We start from the raw sequence: 16,809 nt of genomic DNA, 5'->3' as shown, positions 1-16,809 counted from the left end.
CCACTATGGATGCACCCAATTCCTTGGTGCTAGCAGTCATCGGTGTTGCGATGATGCTCACCGGGTATTTCCTCTATTCGAAATTTTTGGCAAAGAAGGTCTATAAGCTCAACGCTGAGTTCAAGACGCCTTCACATGAATTCAACGACGGCGTGGACTACGTGCCCACCAACCGTTACGTCCTCTGGGGTCACCACTTCACCTCCGTGGCCGGAGCGGCTCCCATTGTGGGTCCCGCCGTCGCGGTGATCTGGGGCTGGCTGCCTGCCTTCCTGTGGGTGACCATCGGCACCGTCTTCATCGCCGGCATGCATGACATGGGCGCGCTGTGGGCCTCCCAGCGCAATAAGGGGCAGTCCATCGGCACCCTCTCGGGCCGTTACATCGGTCCGCGCGGTCGCAACCTCTTCCTGGTGGTCGTCTTCCTGCTGCTGCTGATGGTGGTGTGCGCCTTCGCCGTCGTCATCTCCAACCTGCTGGTGGCCCAGCCCGGCGCGGTCATTCCCACCTGGGGTGCACTGATCGTGGCCCTGCTGGTGGGCCAGGCGATCTACCGGTTCCGGATGAACCTGCTGCTGGTGACTGCTGTGGGCGTTGTTGCCCTGTATGCACTCATCGTCCTCGGTGACAGCTTCCCGGTGACGCTGCCGGATGAGTTCCTGGGCCTGAACCCCAATGGCCAGTGGATTGTGCTGCTGTTCATCTATGCCGCAGTGGCCTCGCTGCTTCCGGTGTGGGTGCTGCTGCAGCCGCGTGACTACATCAATGGTGTGCAGCTGTTCATCGGTCTGGGCATCCTCTACGGCGCCACCTTGATCGCCACTCCCACCGTGGTTGCACCGGCTATCAACAACAACCTGCCCGAGGATGCGCCGTCGATTGTGCCGCTGTTGTTTGTGACCATCGCTTGCGGGGCCATCTCCGGCTTCCACGGCACAGTGGCCACTGGCACCACCTCTAAGCAGCTGGACCGTGAAACCGATGCGAAGTTCGTCGGTTACTTCGGTGCTGTCGGTGAGGGCCTGCTGGCACTGGGCGCGATCATCGCCTGCACCGCTGGTTTCCAGACCGTTGCCCAGTGGGAAGAGGTCTACAGCTCCTTCAGCGCCGGTGGCGTGCCGGTCTTCGTGGAGGGCGGCGGCGCCATCGTCAACAGTGGCCTGGGCATCCCGGTGAGCCTGTCGGCCACCATCCTGGCCACCATGGCAGTGCTCTTCGCCGCCACCACTATGGACACCGGTGTGCGCCTGATGCGCTTTGTGGTCCAGGAAATCGGCGAGATCGCCAAGGTCCGGATCAACATCTACGCCGGCACAGCAGTGGCGGTGCTGGTGGCTGGTGCGCTGACCTTCTCCCAGGGCGCCGATGGTTCTGGCGGCATGCTCATCTGGCCGCTGTTCGGCACTACCAACCAGCTGCTGGCTGCGCTGACTATGGGCATCATCACCGTGATGCTGCTGCGCAAGCGCCGTCCGTTCCTGCCGGTGCTGATCCCCATGGTGTTCGTGCTGGTCATGAGCCTCTACGCCGCACTTGTGCAGATCGGCAACTTCTTCCAGGCGGAGAACTGGCTGCTGTTCACGCTCAACGTCATCATCCTGGTGGCCGGCACCTGGGTGCTGGTGGAGTCCGTGGTCGCCATGCTTGCCACCCGCAAGCAGGATCCCGAGCCCGAGGATGAGGCTCTGACCCCGGATCAGAAGCTGACCACCGGCTGAGATCAGCGTGGGTTTTCTCAGACGTGTCGAAAGGGGGCTGCGTGATTTCTACGTGGCCCCCTATCGGCGCGTTTTCGCTCGGGCCAAGCGTGATGAAGAGGATCTGTTCATGATGCTGGTGCTTTCGGAGGCACTCGGGGTCCCCAACCCGGCCTCCGGTGCCACGTTGGAGCTGCTGCCTGAGATGCTGGAGCGCATGCATGACTGGCATACCCGACAGGGCCTGGATTCCTCCCCCATCGATGGGCTGGCATGCTGCTGAGCGCACAGAACCTGCCTGCGTTAGCGCGCAGCCGAAAAGTGCTGTTCATCGGCGGCAAAGGCGGGGTGGGCAAGACCTCTACTGCCTCCGCCCTAGCCCTGCAGCAGGCCCGAGCTGGCCGTCGCGTTCTTCTGGTCTCCACCGACCCGGCTCATAATCTGGGCCATCTGTGGGAGCGCCCTGTAGGTGATCACCCGGTGCTCCTCGACGACGCCGGGGCCGGCCTGCTTCTGGGCGTGGAGATCGATCCCGGTGCCACCCTGGATGCTCATCTGCAGGAAGTAGGCGCTACGCTGCGGGATTTTATGCCCGAGCATCTGCACCGGCAGGTGGAGGCCCATCTGCAATTGGCACGGCAGTCCCCTGGAACACATGAGTCGGCCATCCTGGAGCGGATTGCGGAGCTGGTGGAGAACTCCGATGACGTCGACCTGATCATCTTTGATACCGCCCCCTCAGGGCATACTGCCCGGCTGCTGGCACTGCCGGAGATCATGTCCGCTTGGACCGAAGGACTGCTGCAGCGGCGGTCCAAGGCGGAGAAGTTCGGTGCCGCCATCCGGGCATTAGACGGCGACGACGACCCGGCCTCCAGCACCGGCGCGAACCGGGACCGGCGGATCCGGCAGGTGCTGACTCAACGGCGGGCCCGGTTTGGGCGACTGCGGGAACTGGTCACCGACGCTAAGCGCTGCAGCTTCGTCGTCGTTCTCACCGCGGAGCGGCTGCCGGTATTGGAATCAGTGGAGCTCTATGAGCAGCTGGCCAAGCTCGGGGTACACGTGGGCGGGCTGGTGGTGAACCGGCTATCCCCCGCTGGTGCCGGTGAATTCCTGGCCGCTCGAGCCGAGCAGGAACAGAAGCATCTAGACGAGCTTCGCAGACTGCTGCCTCAGGCGCAGGTGGATACTCTGCCGATGCTCCCGGGTGATCTGGTGGGAGTTCAGGCCTTGGAGAAGCTGGCGCAGCAGCTGGGCTAGCGGCGTCGTCGGCTCGCCTCAAAGATCCACCTGCTGTGAGCTCAGCCTGCCTCGAGCACCGAATAAAGCACTGACACCAGCCCGTCCTCATCCACGGTGCCGGTGGTCTCATCGGCTACTTCCACCACTTCCGGGACTGCCTGGCCCATAGCCACACCGCGGTGTGCCCACTGCAGCATCTCGATGTCATTGCGCCCGTCACCACAAGCCAGCGTGGACTCGTGCGGGGCATCAACACGCTGCCGCAGAGCCTCCAGAGAGGACGCCTTGGTGACGCCGGCAGCCGCCACGTCCAGCCACGCGGACCAGCCCACTGCATAGGTGACTCCATGCAGTCCGATCTCCTCTACGGCCTCGGCAAAGTCCTGCGCGGTGGAGTCATCGGAGTTGACCACCAGGCGAACAGCTTCTGCCTGCTTCATTTCCTTGAAGCTGACGGGCTCAGCGTGCAGACCGAAGCTCATGTCATCAAAACGTTCAGTAGCGATGAACTGACCAGCTGAGGTCTCAATGGCGTATCGCGCCGTGGGCAGCCGTTCACCCAGTGCCTCCAGGGCCGGGGCTGGATCAAAGACGCGCCGATCCAGAATCTCGTAGCCGTCCTCCAGGGAGGTATCAATACGGACCGTCACTCCACCGTTGGAGCAGACCGCATACCCATGGGTGATGCCAAACGTCTCCACAATTGGAAGGGCCGCAGGAAGCGAGCGTCCGGTGGCGATCACCACAGTGTGCCCGTCTGCCACCACAGCGCGGCCAGCCTGTTTCACGGCTTCTGACATGAGCCCATCGTGGTTGACGATGGTGCCGTCAATATCCAGGCAGAACATCATCTTGCCCTGCTGGTGGATGAAGCTGCCGCCGTCGCCGGCTGCGGGCCGGGAGAACTCTGGCTGCTGGGTCTGCTTCGAAGTCTCAATGGGTGAATTCATGGTGTCTTCAGTCTACGGGTGTGTCATTGTCTGCAGAGTGGGCATCTGACCAGGCGTTTAGCTAGTGTTGAGGCAGGTGTTAGCTGCGTTCAGGTCTCGGGTTTCTGGCCGGAATCAGCAGCGCCGCCCCCAAAGATATAAGGAGACATCCCATGAGCAGCTCATCGGTCACCATCGCCGCAGGCGGCTACACCGCTGAGATCGCCCTGCGCGGCGGTCAGTTGCTGAGGCTGACCAGCCAGGATCCCACCACTGGCAGCGCCCAGAATCTGGTGGTCCCTGCCACGGCAGCCCCTGGTGGCTTTGCCGGTGCCGTGCTGGCCCCCTGGCCCAACCGAGTGGCGAAGGCCGCCTATGTCTTCGAGGACACCGAATACTCCCTACCCGTCAACGAGGAGGAGACCGGTGCAGCGCTGCACGGACTGCTCTATGACGTGGAACTCTCGGTAGACGCCCAGCGCTCCTCCGAGGTGCGCTTGACTGGAGTGATCGAAGCCACCGAGGGCTACCCGTTCCGGCTGGAGACTGTGCTGGTCTACCGTGTGGCAGCGGACCTTGGCCTCTCAGTGAGCCTGATGGTCCGTTATGCACCCCAGGACGACGACGCCGCCGGCTCAGCACCCTTCGGCGCGGGCTTCCACCCTTACCTCACCGCAGGCGATGCACCCCTGAAGGACTGCCGACTGCGCCTGCCCGCCACCACGGTGGCCAAGACCAAACCCAGCGGCAAGGTCGTGGACCGCGGGCCAGTTGCCGGTGACCTGGACCTGACCAACGGTCCGCTGCTGGTCAGCCGTCAGATCGACCATGCCTTCACCGGACTTCCCGACGGCGCTTGGTTCGCCGAGCTCCTGCACGGCCCCTCCGGGCTGTTGGTGCGGATGATCGCAGATACTCCCTGGGCGCAGGTGTACACCGGAGAACGAATCGACCGTGCAGGTGTAGCAGTTGAGCCGATGACCTGCCCGCCGAATGCCTTCAACTCCGGTGAAGACCTCCTGGAACTCGCAGCTGGCGAGTGGTTCCGAGTGGGCCTCAGCATCGAAGCGATTCGCCTGTAAGCGTCTCGCGCCGAGTCCGCGCCCCTGCGTTTTACCCGGGCTTCGGGGTTTTACCCGCCTATATATGGGTGGGTATTTCTCCTAGGGCCGGGTAAAACCAGCAGTGGCGGCCAAGGGCGCGTGAACCCCTTGGGAGCGCCAGCGAGGCAGCAGCGCCCTGACCGAACGCTCTAGGGGATCCAGTGCTGCGGGGCGTCCACGACGCCGCGCAGGGCGCGCAGTGCTCCGCCGCTGACCGCCGGGGCGATTCCGGTGCCTGATTCGCGCACCCGCACACTGGCCCACTCAGCCGCCAGCACGCGCTGCTTCAGCTGGTGTTCAATATGGGGCCGGAGGAGGTCCGTGAGCGGCCCGAACTCCCCGCCGAGCACTACCTCATGGACGTCCACCAGGTTCATCGCGCCCGAGAGCGCCACTCCCAGCGCCGTACCGGCACGTTCAATAGCAGCACGCGCGCGCTGACCGGCCTCATCCTCCCACTCGATGACGCCGACGAGATCCTCTGCACTGGCCCGCGGGTCAAGCCCCGCTGCCTGCAGCAGGGCCCGCTTGCCCGCATAGACCTCCAGACAGCCGCTGGCCCCGCAGCCGCACTGCGGCCCTGAGGGCTCCACCGCAACATGCCCGATCTCCCCGGCCCAACCATGCGGCCCGGCTTCCACCACGCCGTCGATGACCACCGCCGAACCCACGCCCATCTGCGCCGAGACATAGATGAAGGTCTGCTCCTCCCCCTCGGCGGCGGTCAGCTCCTGAGCAACTGCCAGGGCAGCGAGTTTCGCCTCATTGCCGGCCGAGACGAAACCGCCGAAGGTCCCGGGCGCGCCCTCCTGCTGGGACTGGCTCAGCAGCTCCACCAGGTCCAAGCCGTGCCAGCCGAGGTTCGGTGCGCGCATCAGGGTGCGCTCGTCATGGCTGACCAGACCGGGAATCGCCAGCACTGTCCCGATGATTCGGGCGCCCTGGGCCTCAGCCTCAGCGGCAACCCGCAGAGCCATGCTCCCCACAGCCGGCAGTACCTCGGCGGGGTCAGAATCGCGCTGATCGCTTTCGATGATCTCCTCGGCCAGCACCTCGCCAGTGAGATCAAGTGCCCGGGCGGCGGTGAAATCCACATTGACCTCCACGCCCAGTCCGGCCAGGGTCTTGCGTGCTGGGGTCAGCGGCACCGCCGGACGTCCGCGCGTATGCACCGCCACCGGCGATCCCTCGCGCACGATCCCCGCGCTGAGCAGATCATCAACCAGCCGAGACACCGTGGAGCGGGTCATCCCTGTCCGAATAGACAGGTCCGCGCGGGAAAGCGGCTCGGACGAGGCGAAGATCTCCTCGGTGATGAGCATCAGATTCGCTTCCCGCAGAGTCTCCTGGCGGGCTCCGGGACGCAGCGCTTCCTGGTGCGCCGGGCGGTCCCGTCGCTGCGGACGCTGGAAGTCGTGCCGAGCGGCGTCACTGTGACCGTTGACGCTGCCGTTGACGGCGCTGAGACCACGCGTCAGTGAGCGCCGTCCTAGCCGTGCCATTGACCCCGGGCCCGGTACCGGTCCAGGGACCGGCCCAGTCAAGGGCGCGGCGTCGTCGTCGTTCTTCTTGGGCACACAATTCTCAGCAGCAGGTTGGTCAAAAGTGGCGTACGTCACGAACTTGATCTTATCCCCCAAAGCATTTAGGTTTCATCTAGAAACAAATTGAGGGCCGCGTCACATCAGCGGGCGGCCCTGACCTCGACTCTTCAGGAGACCACTATGGCAGCGACGTCATCATCTGAATACAAATTCTCGTTCGGCCTGTGGACCGTTGGATGGACCGCGCGTGACCAGTTCGGCGAGGCGTCCCGCCCGGCCTTCGACCCGTGGGAGTACCTGCCCAAGCTCAAGGAAGCCGGCGCTTCAGGCGTGACCTTCCACGACGACGACGTCGCCCCCTTCGGCACCGATGAGACCGAGCGGGAGAAGTACTTCACCAAGTTCAAGGACGTTGCTGACCAGGTGGGCCTGAAGGTGGAGATGATCACCACCAACACCTTCTCCCACCCGGTGTTCAAGGACGGCGGCCTAACTTCCAATGACCGCTCCATCCGCCGCTTCGGCCTCCGCAAACTGCTGCGCAATGTGGACCGCGCCGCTGAGTTCGGCGCCGAAACCTTCGTGATGTGGGGCGGCCGTGAAGGCTCCGAGTACGACGGTGCCAAGGATCTCTACGCAGCTCATGAACGCTACGCCGAGGGCATCGACACTGTGGCCGCCTACATCAAGGAGAAGGGCTACAACCTCCGGGTCGCACTGGAGCCCAAGCCCAACGAACCCCGCGGTGATATCTTCCTGCCCACTATCGGCCACGCGCTGGGGCTGATCGCCAAGCTGGACAACGGCGACATCGTCGGCCTGAACCCGGAGACCGGCCACGAGCAGATGGCAGGCCTGAACTTCACCCACGGCATCGCCCAGGCGCTGTGGGCCGGCAAGCTGTTCCACATTGACCTCAACGGCCAGCGCTCCATCAAGTACGACCAGGACCTGGTCTTCGGTCACGGCGACCTGACCTCCGCATTCTTCACCGTGGACCTGCTGGTCAACGGCTTCCCCGGCGGCGGACCGAAGTACGACGGCTGGCTGCACTTTGACTACAAGCCCTCCCGCACCGACTACGTCGACGGCATCTGGGACTCCGCGAAGGCCAACGTGGAGATGGTGACCCTGCTGGCTGAGAAGGCCAAGACCTACCGCCAGGATCCCGAGGTGCAGGCTGCGTTCAAGGAATCCGGTGTCTTCGAGCTCGGCGAGTCCACTCTGGGCCAGGGCGAATCCTTCGCCGACTTCCTGGCGGACAAGTCCGCCTACGAGGAGTTCGACGCCGAGAAGGCAGCTCAGCGGAACTTCGGCTTCGTGAAGCTGAACCAGCTGGCGATGAAGCACCTCATCGGCTAATTTCGCATCCCCCTGGCTCGGGTGGACAATTTGCACGTTCTTCGGCGCTCATCGCGCAGCAAATTGTCCACCCGAGCTTCTGCGTCTTGAAAGGATCCACCATGACGACCCTCGTAGCCGGCATCGACTCCTCCACCCAGTCCTGCAAAGTGGTCATCCGCGAGGCGGAGACAGGAGCCTTGGTGCGGCAGGGATCTGCCAAACACCCTGAGGGCACCGAAGTCAGCCCGCAGGCGTGGTGGGATGCGCTGCTGCTCGCCATTGAGCAGGCCGGAGGACTCCACGACGTCGCCGCAGCAGCCATCGGGGGTCAGCAGCACGGGCTGGTGGCGCTGGACGCCGACGGCGAGGTCATCCGGGATGCGCTGCTGTGGAATGACACCCGCTCTGCTGATGCGGCAGAGGCGCTGATTGCCGAGTACAGCGCCGGAACCGGCCCAGAGGCTGTCAACAGTGGTGCTGCCGCCTGGACCCAGATGACCGGCTCTGTTCCGGTGGCATCGCTGACGGTTACCAAGTTGCGCTGGCTGGCCGACTCCGAGCCGCAGAACGCACAGCGCGTGGCTGCGGTCGCACTTCCGCATGACTGGCTGACCTGGAAGCTCTCCGGTGCCGCGGCCCTGCAGGACCTCACCACTGACCGCTCTGAAGTCTCCGGCACCGGCTACTACGACACCGCCCAGGGACAGTACCGCTACGACCTGCTGGCCCGCGCGCTCCGCATCAGCGAGGATCAGGCCCGGAGCATCATCCTGCCGCGCGTACTGGGTCCTGCTGAGCAGGCCGGAACAGGTGACGCGGCCCGCGGTTGGGGCCACCTGGTGCTGGGCCCCGGCGCTGGTGACAATGCCGCAGCAGCCCTGGGCCTGGGCATGAGCACCGGAGATGTGGCCATCTCCATCGGCACCTCGGGCGTCGTGTCTGCCGTTTCACCGAAGCCCATCCAGGACCCGGCCGGGGTGATCAACGGCTTCGCAGATGCCACCGGCGAGTTCCTTCCACTTGCAGTGACCCTCAATGGTTCGCGGGTGCTCGACGGCGCAGCACGAATGCTGGGGGTCGACCATACTGGCCTGGCGGACCTCGCCCTGGCTGCTGAGCCTGGAGCTCACGGACTGAGCCTGATCCCCTACCTGGAAGGTGAACGGACCCCGAACCTGCCACACGCCACAGGCAGCTTCATCGGCCTCTCGCTAGCCTCCATGAACCCTCAGGACGTGGCTCGCGCCGCCGTGGAGGGGCTGTTGTGTGGACTGGCTGATGGGCTGCAGGCAATGACCACATTGGGTGTGCCGGTGAACTCCATCCAGCTCATCGGTGGTGCAGCCCGTTCAGCGGCTGTCCAACAGATCGCGCCGGCTATTTTCGAACGCGAGATTCAGGTTCCCGAGCCCGGAGAGTACGTGGCCGACGGCGCCGCGCGTCAGGCTGCCTGGGTGCTCTCCGGTTCTGATACTGCCCCGCAGTGGACAACCTCAGCGGTGCAGACCTTCACTGCCGAACCAGCCCGGCATGTGCGGGAAGCCTATGCCGCACGCCGCCATCTGTTCGCAGAGCGCAGCTGACGCTGAGACGACGCGCCGACCGGTACCGAACCAGGCCGGTACCGGATCAGACCTGTACCGAACCAGGCCTGTGGCGGAGCTGTCCTGATCCGGCTCAAGGCTGCTGAGTGTTCAGCTCAGGGTCCTCAAGTTCCACAACCTCACGGTCCCCTAGCGGTTCTTCAAGGTCAACTGTGATGGCAATGGCCAGGGCTTCCTCCGTGCAGACATCTGCGGCGTCGGATCGCCAGCCGGTGATGATGGCCACGGCAACCTCTTCCGCGGTCTCCTGAAGCTCATAGCGTTGGCCGTAACATGCCTGATTGCCAGACCAGGAGAGAAAACGCAGCTGCGTCTCGGAGAGCACCTCGTATTCCATCCAAGCCCCGGAGACTTCACTGGTCATCTCTTCGACCAGTTCCGCATCCTGCTCGGGGAAGGGGATGCTCGGCACGTCCTCGCTGCCGGGGAGTTCCGTCACATCCGGCTCCGCCGGTGAAGTAGTGGGCACATGGGCATCGATGCCGTCGCCCGGGGCATCGGTGCCCGGGCTGTCGTCTGCGCTGGCGTCACCGGCGTTCCCGCAGGAGGCCAGCAGCAGCACGACAGCTGCGCTGAGGAGGACGGAGGACAGTCTGCTCGGATTCACAGCCCTACCGTGTCAGGCGGGGCAGGCATTGTGAAGTAGCCGCTGATGATTGTGACGATTTCGAGACGAAGGTGCTCCTCAGCAGCCCTTCCGGTGTCAAGCGGTCCACGTCTGTAGCCGACCGCACATGCCGAATACCCGCGGCTGCGGGCGGGGCTGGCCTCGGATGACTCTCGCCTGGTCAAGATGGCTGCCGTCCCCCAGAGCCAGGGCAGCGAGAGTAGAACGCACCCGCTCGGTCTCTGCGCCCACATTGGCCTCGAAAATTTCAGTCCACTCGGCAATCCGCGGCCGCACCAAATTGACCGCATGGTGCCGGAACCGGTCAAAAGCCCCAGAGCCCTCCGCTTCGATGGTCTCCAGCAGCTGCCGGTAGCCCTCAAGTGCCAGGTCACGGCGCGCCCGCGCAGCGTCGGCGCGTTCAGTTTCGCTGCCTTCGGCTGGCAGTGCCACGGCCGCCCGGTAGGCCTCCGGGTCAGCCACGATCTCCTCCGGAAAGGTCAACACCGCATCCCCCGCCTCGGGAAGCCCGGCGTTGGACATCACCACTGCCAGCTCGAGTCCTTCTATATTCACCAGCCGGTGAATGGTCCCGGGGGTGAACCACAGCAGCGCACCAGGTGCCAGCGCATCGCGCGCCGGTCCTTCCGCACTGATTGTGTGCACCTCGCCGCGACCGGCAGTGACCACGTAGGCCTCGGTGGAGACAGTGTGCAGATGGGGTGAACCGCCGTGCAGGCCGTCGGCAGTCTCCCAGTCGTAGACGCAGAGGTGACTGACAGCGGTGCCGCCAGGGAAGTCCGGCAGGGAGCGTGAGTCCTGACCCGATCGTGAATCGGTCACTGGTTGGTGGTTCACAGCTGAAACTCCTCGGCCCGACGCTGCAGCTCCTGACCTTCGAGCGTCTCGGCAATGAACACGAAGCGATGGTTCAACTGCAGAACACCGTCAGCAGGAAGATGGATTTCCTGGTCGAATGCCGGGGAGGGACTGGCCACAGCGAACGTGCCGGTGCGGGTGAACCACTTCACCGGAGGGACGTCGGTGTGCTCGCTGCGGCTGGTACCGGAGTAGACCAGCACCGTGCCGCCGCCGTCGAGATCATCGTGCTGCGAGCTGAACGCCACCCACTCCGCCTCGGTGCCCATGATCTCGGCCTCGTCGCTAAGACCGGTGGATGAGGTCACACTGCATCCGGTCCACGCGCGCGGGCCGCGCCAGAACCAACCGGTATACCCGGCAGCGGGTCGCCCGGCCGTCGTCGGGCTTCCCAGACGGATGGTTGAGCCACGAACATTTGTTAGCGTGGTATTCAGGTCAACCGCCCAGACACCGCCGCGTCCTGCTTCATCGCCGGGGTGAACTGAGTGCACGCGCTGGACGCGATGCTCATCCATCCAGCGCTGCCCTGCAGCAGTGATCCAATCAAGCTGTTCGTCAAAGACCACCTCGTCCCCACCTGTGGGTTCCTGATGAAAGTTCAGGTGCTTCATGGTTCCAAGGTTGTCTTTCATGACATACCACTGGGCCTCAGTGTCGAAGGAAGCACCTCCCCAGAAGTTCTGATCCTCTACGTGTGACCAGGTGAACTGCAGTCCGGTGTGCCAGCGATGATCCCAGGGACGGCGGATGGAGGCTTCACCACCATCGGTGAAGCGCAGCGGGAACAAATACGGCTTAGGGGCCTCTTCCTGGGGTGAGTCAGGGTTGGTGTTGTACCGCAGGATCTCTGTGGAGCCGACGACGACGGCCGTCTCGTCTCCCTGCTGGTGTACCTGGAATGCTGCGCTCATCCGTTCTGCCTTCCGTAGAGGTGGGGTGCCGGGGTCCAGCGCCAGAAGCTGTTGTCGTATCCGTAGTGGTGTTCCACCTCCACAGTGGCGTCCTGGAAGTCGAATCGCAAGTAGCTGGCTGGGGCTTGGCATGTTGGAAGATGCGCGATGGTAGCGATGCCTCCGGCACCTATAAGACCCATTCTGACGCGCGACATTAGACCCCCTTGTGGTGTGACTGGGATCACGTTATCACTTTTGCGTCACGATGTGACTTAAATCATCAGAATCTCTTGACCAGCCAGTTTGCCCCCTCTACAGTCCAGGTAAGCGCTTGCTGTGATTCAGCTCACAAACGAGGGATTGGTCCATGACAACTACGAGTAGTACGCCTGCCAGCACCCAGCCGCCGGCGCCCGCGGCACCGCCGCCCAGCAGAATCATTCGCACCGACACCTGGCGTCACCACCTCCGCAAGGACTGGAGACTGTATAGCCTGCTGTTGCTCCCCCTGGTGTTCCTGCTGATCTTCCGGTACCTGCCCATGGCTGGCAACGTCATCGCCTTCCGCCGCTACCGACCGGGGTCCAATATCTTCGGTGACGAATGGGTAGGTTTCCACTACATCCAGATGTTCATCAACGACCCTAAGTTCTGGGAAGTCTTCTGGAACACGGTGATCCTGGGCGGGCTGACACTTCTGGTCTGCTTCCCGCTGCCGATCATCCTGGCGCTGATGTTCAATGAAGTGCGCAGTCATAAGTTCAAGCGCATCGCTCAGTCCATCAGTTATTTGCCGCACTTCATGTCAATCGTGATCGTGGCAGGCATCGTGATGCAGCTAACCTCCATCAACGGCACCATCAATCAGGTCATCGGGTCGTTTGGCGGCGAGGCGATCCAGTTCATGGCCCTGCCTGAGTGGTTCCGCACGATCTATATCTCCTCCGAAGTGTGGCAGACAGTCGGTTGGGGAACCATCCTGTACCTGGCAGCACTGACCACCATCGATACACAGCTCTATGAGGCCGCCCGGATCGACGGCGCCAATCGCTGGCAACAGATGTGGCATGTCACTATCCCGGGTCTGATGCCCACCATGGTGGTGCTGCTTGTTCTCAATATCGGCACGTTTATGGCCGTCGGATTCGAAAAGGTCCTGCTGCTGCAGAACCCGCTGATCTACCAAACCGGTGATGTCATCGCTACCTACGTCTACCGACTAGGCATCAGCAACGGCAATTTCTCCTACGGCACGGCGATCGGTCTTTTCGAGGCAATTATCGGCCTGATTCTGATCCTCTCCGCCAACTACACCGCACGCAGAATGACGGGGACCTCACTATGGTGACCACTCACGGATTTACGCCCGGACCGCCGAACGTTCCGGCTGCGCCCACTGCTGAAGCCGCAGGTTTGGAGCCGGAGGCCGGCCAGCCGGACTCCAAGCGACGGCTGGGCCGGGGAACCCCCACCCAGTCCACCAAGATCAAAGATTCGAAGTCCTACACGGTCTTCCGAGTCGTCAATGGCATAGCGATCGTCCTGATCTGCGCGGTGACTCTCTATCCGTTCCTCAACATCGTGGCGCAGTCCTTCTCCTCCGAGGGCTACATCAACTCCGGCCAGGTCAACATCATCCCGCGTGGATTCAACGTCACCACTTTCGAAGTAGTGATGGGCGACCCCATGTTCTGGCGCAACTACGCCAATACTGTGGTTTACACGGTGCTGGCCACAGTGATCGCGATGATACTCACCACCACCTTCGCCTATGCACTAAGTAAGCGACACATCAAAGGCCGCAGCTTTTTCATCGGCGTCGCTGTCTTCACGATGTTCTTCAATGGTGGCCTGATCCCTAACTATGTGCTGATCAATTCACTGGGTATGACCAACACCATCTGGGCGATCGTATTGCCGAACGCCATCAGCATCTTCAACCTGCTGGTGATGAAGGCCTTCTTTGAGAACTTCTCTACCGAACTGGAGGAGGCAGCCGCCATAGATGGACTGACCACCTATGGCATTCTGTGGCGGGTTGTCATACCGCTATCCAAAGCGGTGATCGCCACCATGGTCCTCTTCTACGCAGTGCAGTTCTGGAACTCGTGGTTCCAGGCTTTCCTCTATATGGATCAGCGCGAGCTTTATCCGGTCACCGTGTATCTGCGGAATCTACTCGCTGGTGCCACCGGCACCCAGGACCTCGGCGGAGATCCTGGTGAATCAACACAGATCGCCGCAAATGTCCGGGCAGTCACCATGCTGCTGACCACTCTGCCGATCATCTGTCTCTACCCGTTCCTGCAGCGTTACTTCGTGCGCGGCATCATGCTCGGTTCGGTCAAACAATGAGACACCACCAGACCAACATTTCACTCACTCACCTATGAAAGGACACACCATGAACACCAAGTCCGGTGCCAGCCCCGGAGATGCGGTTACAGCGGCAAAGACGCCGCGCCGACGTCGATATGCTCTGCCAGCGGTTCTCACGATTGCGGCCTTGACCCTCTCCGCTTGTGGGGGTGGAGGAGGCGATAACGGATCAGATGAGCCTGAACCCGTGGATGAGGACGCTGTCGGCGTGGGAGCGATGGAGGATTTCGGTGCCGGGGACAGTTTCGTGGCGACCGAGCCGGTGGAGTTCTCGCTTCTTTATCGCGATCACCCCAACTATCCGATCCAGTCGGATTGGCGTTTCCTGACCTATCTGGAAGAGGAGCACAATGTCACACTCACCACGCAGAACGCTCCGCTGTCTGATTGGGAGGATCGCCGTTCGCTAGTCATCGGCGCCGGAAACGCTCCCGACTTCATCCCGATCTTCATGCCCGGGGATGAGACCCAGTTCGTGGCCGGAGGCGCCCTGTTGCCGGTCAGTGATTACCTGCAGTACATGCCGAACCTCACCGAAAAGATCGATGCCTGGAATCTGCAGGGCGACTTTGACGGTCTCTACCAGGAAGACGGCAAGTTCTATATTCTGCCCGGCATCCAGGAGCAGCCGCTGTACGAGTACGGCATCGCTGTGCGCGGAGATATCTGGGATGAGCTGGGCTATGACGACCCCGAAACCTGGGATGAGTTCGCCGAGCAGCTGCGCGGAGTCCAGGAAGCGTACCCGGATATGATCCCCTACTCCGACCGCTGGGAGATGAATGCGACCCTGAACCAAGCGGCAGCCAACTTCGGCACCCAGGCTGGATGGGGTTTCAGTGACGGCATGTACTACGACGCCGATGCTGATGAGTTCGTCTACGCCCCGGCAACCGAGGGATTCCGCGATATGGTCGCCTACTTCGCTTCGCTGGTGGAGGAGGGTCTGCTGGACTCCGAATCATTGATCCAGGATGATGATCAGGCCATCCAGAAGTTCGCCTCCGGCCAGTCAGCGGCCGTTTTCGCCAATGACCAAGAGATTCTGACCTACCGGGATTCCATCGAAGAAGTCGGCGATGACGACTGGGAGGTGCGTCTTCTTCCCGTTCCTGCTGGTCCTGCTGGCAATAACGTAGCTGGCGGCCAGCTCTGGGGTGGCCTAGTGCTCTCATCGGACGTTGCAGAACAGGACAATTTCATTGCGCTGCTGCAGTTCCTCGACTGGCTTTACTACTCCGATGAAGGACTGGAATACGCCAAGTGGGGAATCGAAGGTGAGACCTTTGAACGCGAAGGAGAACAGCGTGTTCTCAACGAGAACATTGATATCAACAACCTCAACCCTGGCGCGCCTGAGGCGCTGAACGTGGACTACGGTTTCCACAACGGCGTCTGGATGCTGACACACGGCTCCTCTATCGACCTGATGGACTCCATGGCCCGCGAAGAAGTGGTGGAGTTCCGCGAGAAGATGTCAGCTAAGGAGGTCCAGCCGGTGGCACCGCCTCGCCCGCTCAACGAACTGGAGCTTGAGCAGGCCTCGCTGACCGAGAACTCGCTGCGTGACACTACCAACACCCGTGTTGCCGAGTTCATTGTCGGTAACCGTTCTATGGACCAGTGGGACGACTTTGTCGCCGAACTCGAAGGTGCTGGCTTGGCACAGTTCGTCGAACTGCACAATGAGGCCTACCAGCGCCATAAGGAGGCCGGTATCGGTGTCGAGGAAGATATCGACGACTGATCTCTCCTTGAACTGATGCTGATCGGGGCCCCTGGTCCGACGGGTTGACATTCCGGTCGGGCCGGGGGCCCCTCCACTGCACGCTGCAGCGAGATCTCCTCCCGTTGCAGCGCAGATCATGGTACGAAAGGACTCATGAATCCCGAACGTGAAGGCCCGCTGACAAAGCTCACCAACTTCGTCTACCGGCTGTTGGTGATCGAGGCAGCATTTGTACTTGCTGTACTGCCAGCGCTGCTGGGGATCTTCTTTCTCGAACAGGACCCCAGCAATATTCCGCTCTATGCCTTCTTCGCGCTGTTCTTCGGACCGGCGATCACCGCCGGTGTGTACGCCTGGCGCGCTGACCATGACCTTGTGCCATGGCTGCGTTTCTGGAAGGGATGGGCCGACAGCCTCGGCCAGTCCCTGACAGTGTGGACTCCAGCCGTGGTGCTTGCCGCATTGGCAGCATTTAATGCTGCTTTTGCTCAGGTGGAGTTCGGCTTCATCCTGGGCGGTGCGGTCGTCGCAGCTGCCGGAGGAATTCTGGCTATCGCACTGCTGGTGATCATCGGTCATTTCAGTTTCCGGACCCGGGACCTGTTCACCGTGGCCATGTACGGAACGGCCTCCGCACCGGTTGCTGCCCTGGGGATCATCTCGCTGTGCATCCTGGCAGGCGCCATCGTCGTAGTCTTCTCAGACTGGGTCGCGGTGCTGATGGCCTCGCTCTTGCTACTGCTGCTGGGTCGCACCGCTCTGCCGATGATGGTGCAGATTCAGCAGGGACTCGTGACAAAGGACGGCTCCCAGAGGACGGCCTCCCTCTCCTAACCACTCACAAAAGTGAGTA

The 16,809-nt window shown here is 62.4% G+C and carries 16 protein-coding genes; 10 read left to right on the top strand and 6 right to left on the bottom strand.

The features are described from left to right. Nucleotides 1-5: 5 nt before the first annotated feature. Genes ABEA23_RS06970 through ABEA23_RS06960 form a run of 3 tightly spaced genes read left to right on the top strand, consistent with a single transcriptional unit; the run spans nucleotide 6 to nucleotide 2,960 of the window. Nucleotides 6-1,718 carry a carbon starvation CstA family protein gene (locus tag ABEA23_RS06970; protein ID WP_345477347.1) on the top strand — a complete coding sequence of 571 codons (1,713 nt, stop codon included), beginning with the start codon at nucleotides 6-8 and terminating at the stop codon, nucleotides 1,716-1,718. A 52-nt stretch (nucleotides 1,719-1,770) separates the two neighbouring features. Continuing rightward, nucleotides 1,771-1,980 carry a cory-CC-star protein gene (locus ABEA23_RS06965; RefSeq protein WP_345477346.1) on the top strand — a complete coding sequence of 70 codons (210 nt, stop codon included), beginning with the start codon at nucleotides 1,771-1,773 and terminating at the stop codon, nucleotides 1,978-1,980. Further along, nucleotides 1,971-2,960 (top strand): ArsA family ATPase, encoded by a 990-nt coding sequence (locus tag ABEA23_RS06960; protein ID WP_345477345.1) that lies wholly within the window; start codon nucleotides 1,971-1,973, stop codon nucleotides 2,958-2,960. Before ABEA23_RS06965 ends, ABEA23_RS06960 begins: the two co-directional genes overlap by 10 nt. 41 nt (nucleotides 2,961-3,001) lie before the next feature. On the opposite strand, the gene ABEA23_RS06955 is transcribed toward ABEA23_RS06960, so the two are convergent. Next, the gene (locus ABEA23_RS06955; protein ID WP_425577139.1) at nucleotides 3,002-3,892 is read right to left on the bottom strand and encodes an HAD family hydrolase; all 891 of its coding nucleotides are present in this window, start codon (nucleotides 3,890-3,892) and stop codon (nucleotides 3,002-3,004) included. Nucleotides 3,893-4,044: 152 nt separating this feature from the next. Here ABEA23_RS06955 and ABEA23_RS06950 point away from each other — a divergent pair, with 152 nt between their 5' ends. After that, nucleotides 4,045-4,953 (top strand): aldose epimerase family protein, encoded by a 909-nt coding sequence (locus ABEA23_RS06950; protein WP_345477344.1) that lies wholly within the window; start codon nucleotides 4,045-4,047, stop codon nucleotides 4,951-4,953. A gap of 170 nt (nucleotides 4,954-5,123) precedes the next feature. On the opposite strand, the gene ABEA23_RS06945 is transcribed toward ABEA23_RS06950, so the two are convergent. Beyond that, complete coding sequence (locus ABEA23_RS06945; RefSeq protein WP_345477343.1) at nucleotides 5,124-6,593, bottom strand: ROK family protein; 1,470 nt, start codon at nucleotides 6,591-6,593, stop codon at nucleotides 5,124-5,126. A 105-nt stretch (nucleotides 6,594-6,698) separates the two neighbouring features. Between ABEA23_RS06945 and xylA the strand changes: the two genes are divergently transcribed. Both xylA and xylB read left to right on the top strand, forming a co-directional pair. Continuing rightward, nucleotides 6,699-7,880, top strand: a complete 1,182-nt coding sequence (gene xylA / locus ABEA23_RS06940) for a xylose isomerase (protein ID WP_345477342.1) — start codon at nucleotides 6,699-6,701, stop codon at nucleotides 7,878-7,880. Nucleotides 7,881-7,981: 101 nt separating this feature from the next. Further along, entirely contained in the window at nucleotides 7,982-9,445 is a 1,464-nt protein-coding gene (gene xylB, locus ABEA23_RS06935) for a xylulokinase (protein ID WP_345477341.1), read from the top strand. A gap of 94 nt (nucleotides 9,446-9,539) precedes the next feature. Here xylB and ABEA23_RS06930 read toward each other — a convergent pair whose 3' ends face one another. The 4 genes from ABEA23_RS06930 to ABEA23_RS06915 all read right to left on the bottom strand — a co-directional run bounded on the left by ABEA23_RS06930 (nucleotide 9,540) and on the right by ABEA23_RS06915 (nucleotide 12,063). Continuing rightward, entirely contained in the window at nucleotides 9,540-10,073 is a 534-nt protein-coding gene (locus ABEA23_RS06930) for a hypothetical protein (RefSeq protein ID WP_345477340.1), read from the bottom strand. Nucleotides 10,074-10,169: 96 nt separating this feature from the next. Continuing rightward, complete coding sequence (locus ABEA23_RS06925) at nucleotides 10,170-10,931, bottom strand: cupin domain-containing protein (RefSeq protein WP_345477339.1); 762 nt, start codon at nucleotides 10,929-10,931, stop codon at nucleotides 10,170-10,172. Continuing rightward, complete coding sequence (locus tag ABEA23_RS06920; RefSeq protein ID WP_345477338.1) at nucleotides 10,928-11,866, bottom strand: DUF6807 domain-containing protein; 939 nt, start codon at nucleotides 11,864-11,866, stop codon at nucleotides 10,928-10,930. Before ABEA23_RS06920 ends, ABEA23_RS06925 begins: the two co-directional genes overlap by 4 nt. Next, nucleotides 11,863-12,063, bottom strand: a complete 201-nt coding sequence (locus tag ABEA23_RS06915) for a hypothetical protein (RefSeq protein WP_345477337.1) — start codon at nucleotides 12,061-12,063, stop codon at nucleotides 11,863-11,865. The genes ABEA23_RS06920 and ABEA23_RS06915 overlap by 4 nt, the downstream gene beginning before the upstream one ends. A gap of 152 nt (nucleotides 12,064-12,215) precedes the next feature. On the opposite strand from ABEA23_RS06915, the gene ABEA23_RS06910 reads away from it, so the two are divergent. The 4 genes from ABEA23_RS06910 (at nucleotide 12,216) to ABEA23_RS06895 (ending at nucleotide 16,790) form a co-directional block, all read left to right on the top strand. After that, nucleotides 12,216-13,196, top strand: a complete 981-nt coding sequence (locus tag ABEA23_RS06910; protein ID WP_345477336.1) for an ABC transporter permease — start codon at nucleotides 12,216-12,218, stop codon at nucleotides 13,194-13,196. Beyond that, nucleotides 13,190-14,203 (top strand): carbohydrate ABC transporter permease, encoded by a 1,014-nt coding sequence (locus ABEA23_RS06905; RefSeq protein ID WP_345477335.1) that lies wholly within the window; start codon nucleotides 13,190-13,192, stop codon nucleotides 14,201-14,203. The genes ABEA23_RS06910 and ABEA23_RS06905 overlap by 7 nt, the downstream gene beginning before the upstream one ends. 49 nt (nucleotides 14,204-14,252) lie before the next feature. Beyond that, on the top strand, nucleotides 14,253-15,974 hold the full coding sequence (locus ABEA23_RS06900) for an ABC transporter substrate-binding protein (protein ID WP_345477334.1): 1,722 nt from the start codon (nucleotides 14,253-14,255) through the stop codon (nucleotides 15,972-15,974). A gap of 135 nt (nucleotides 15,975-16,109) precedes the next feature. Continuing rightward, nucleotides 16,110-16,790 carry a hypothetical protein gene (locus ABEA23_RS06895; protein WP_345477333.1) on the top strand — a complete coding sequence of 227 codons (681 nt, stop codon included), beginning with the start codon at nucleotides 16,110-16,112 and terminating at the stop codon, nucleotides 16,788-16,790. Nucleotides 16,791-16,809: the final 19 nt, after the last annotated feature.

It is taken from the genome of Nesterenkonia rhizosphaerae, from assembly GCF_039544555.1.
GTDB lineage: Bacteria > Actinomycetota > Actinomycetes > Actinomycetales > Micrococcaceae > Nesterenkonia > Nesterenkonia rhizosphaerae.
The sequence above is the reverse complement of the archived record's forward strand: the minus strand, read 5'-3'. Positions and strand labels throughout refer to the sequence as shown.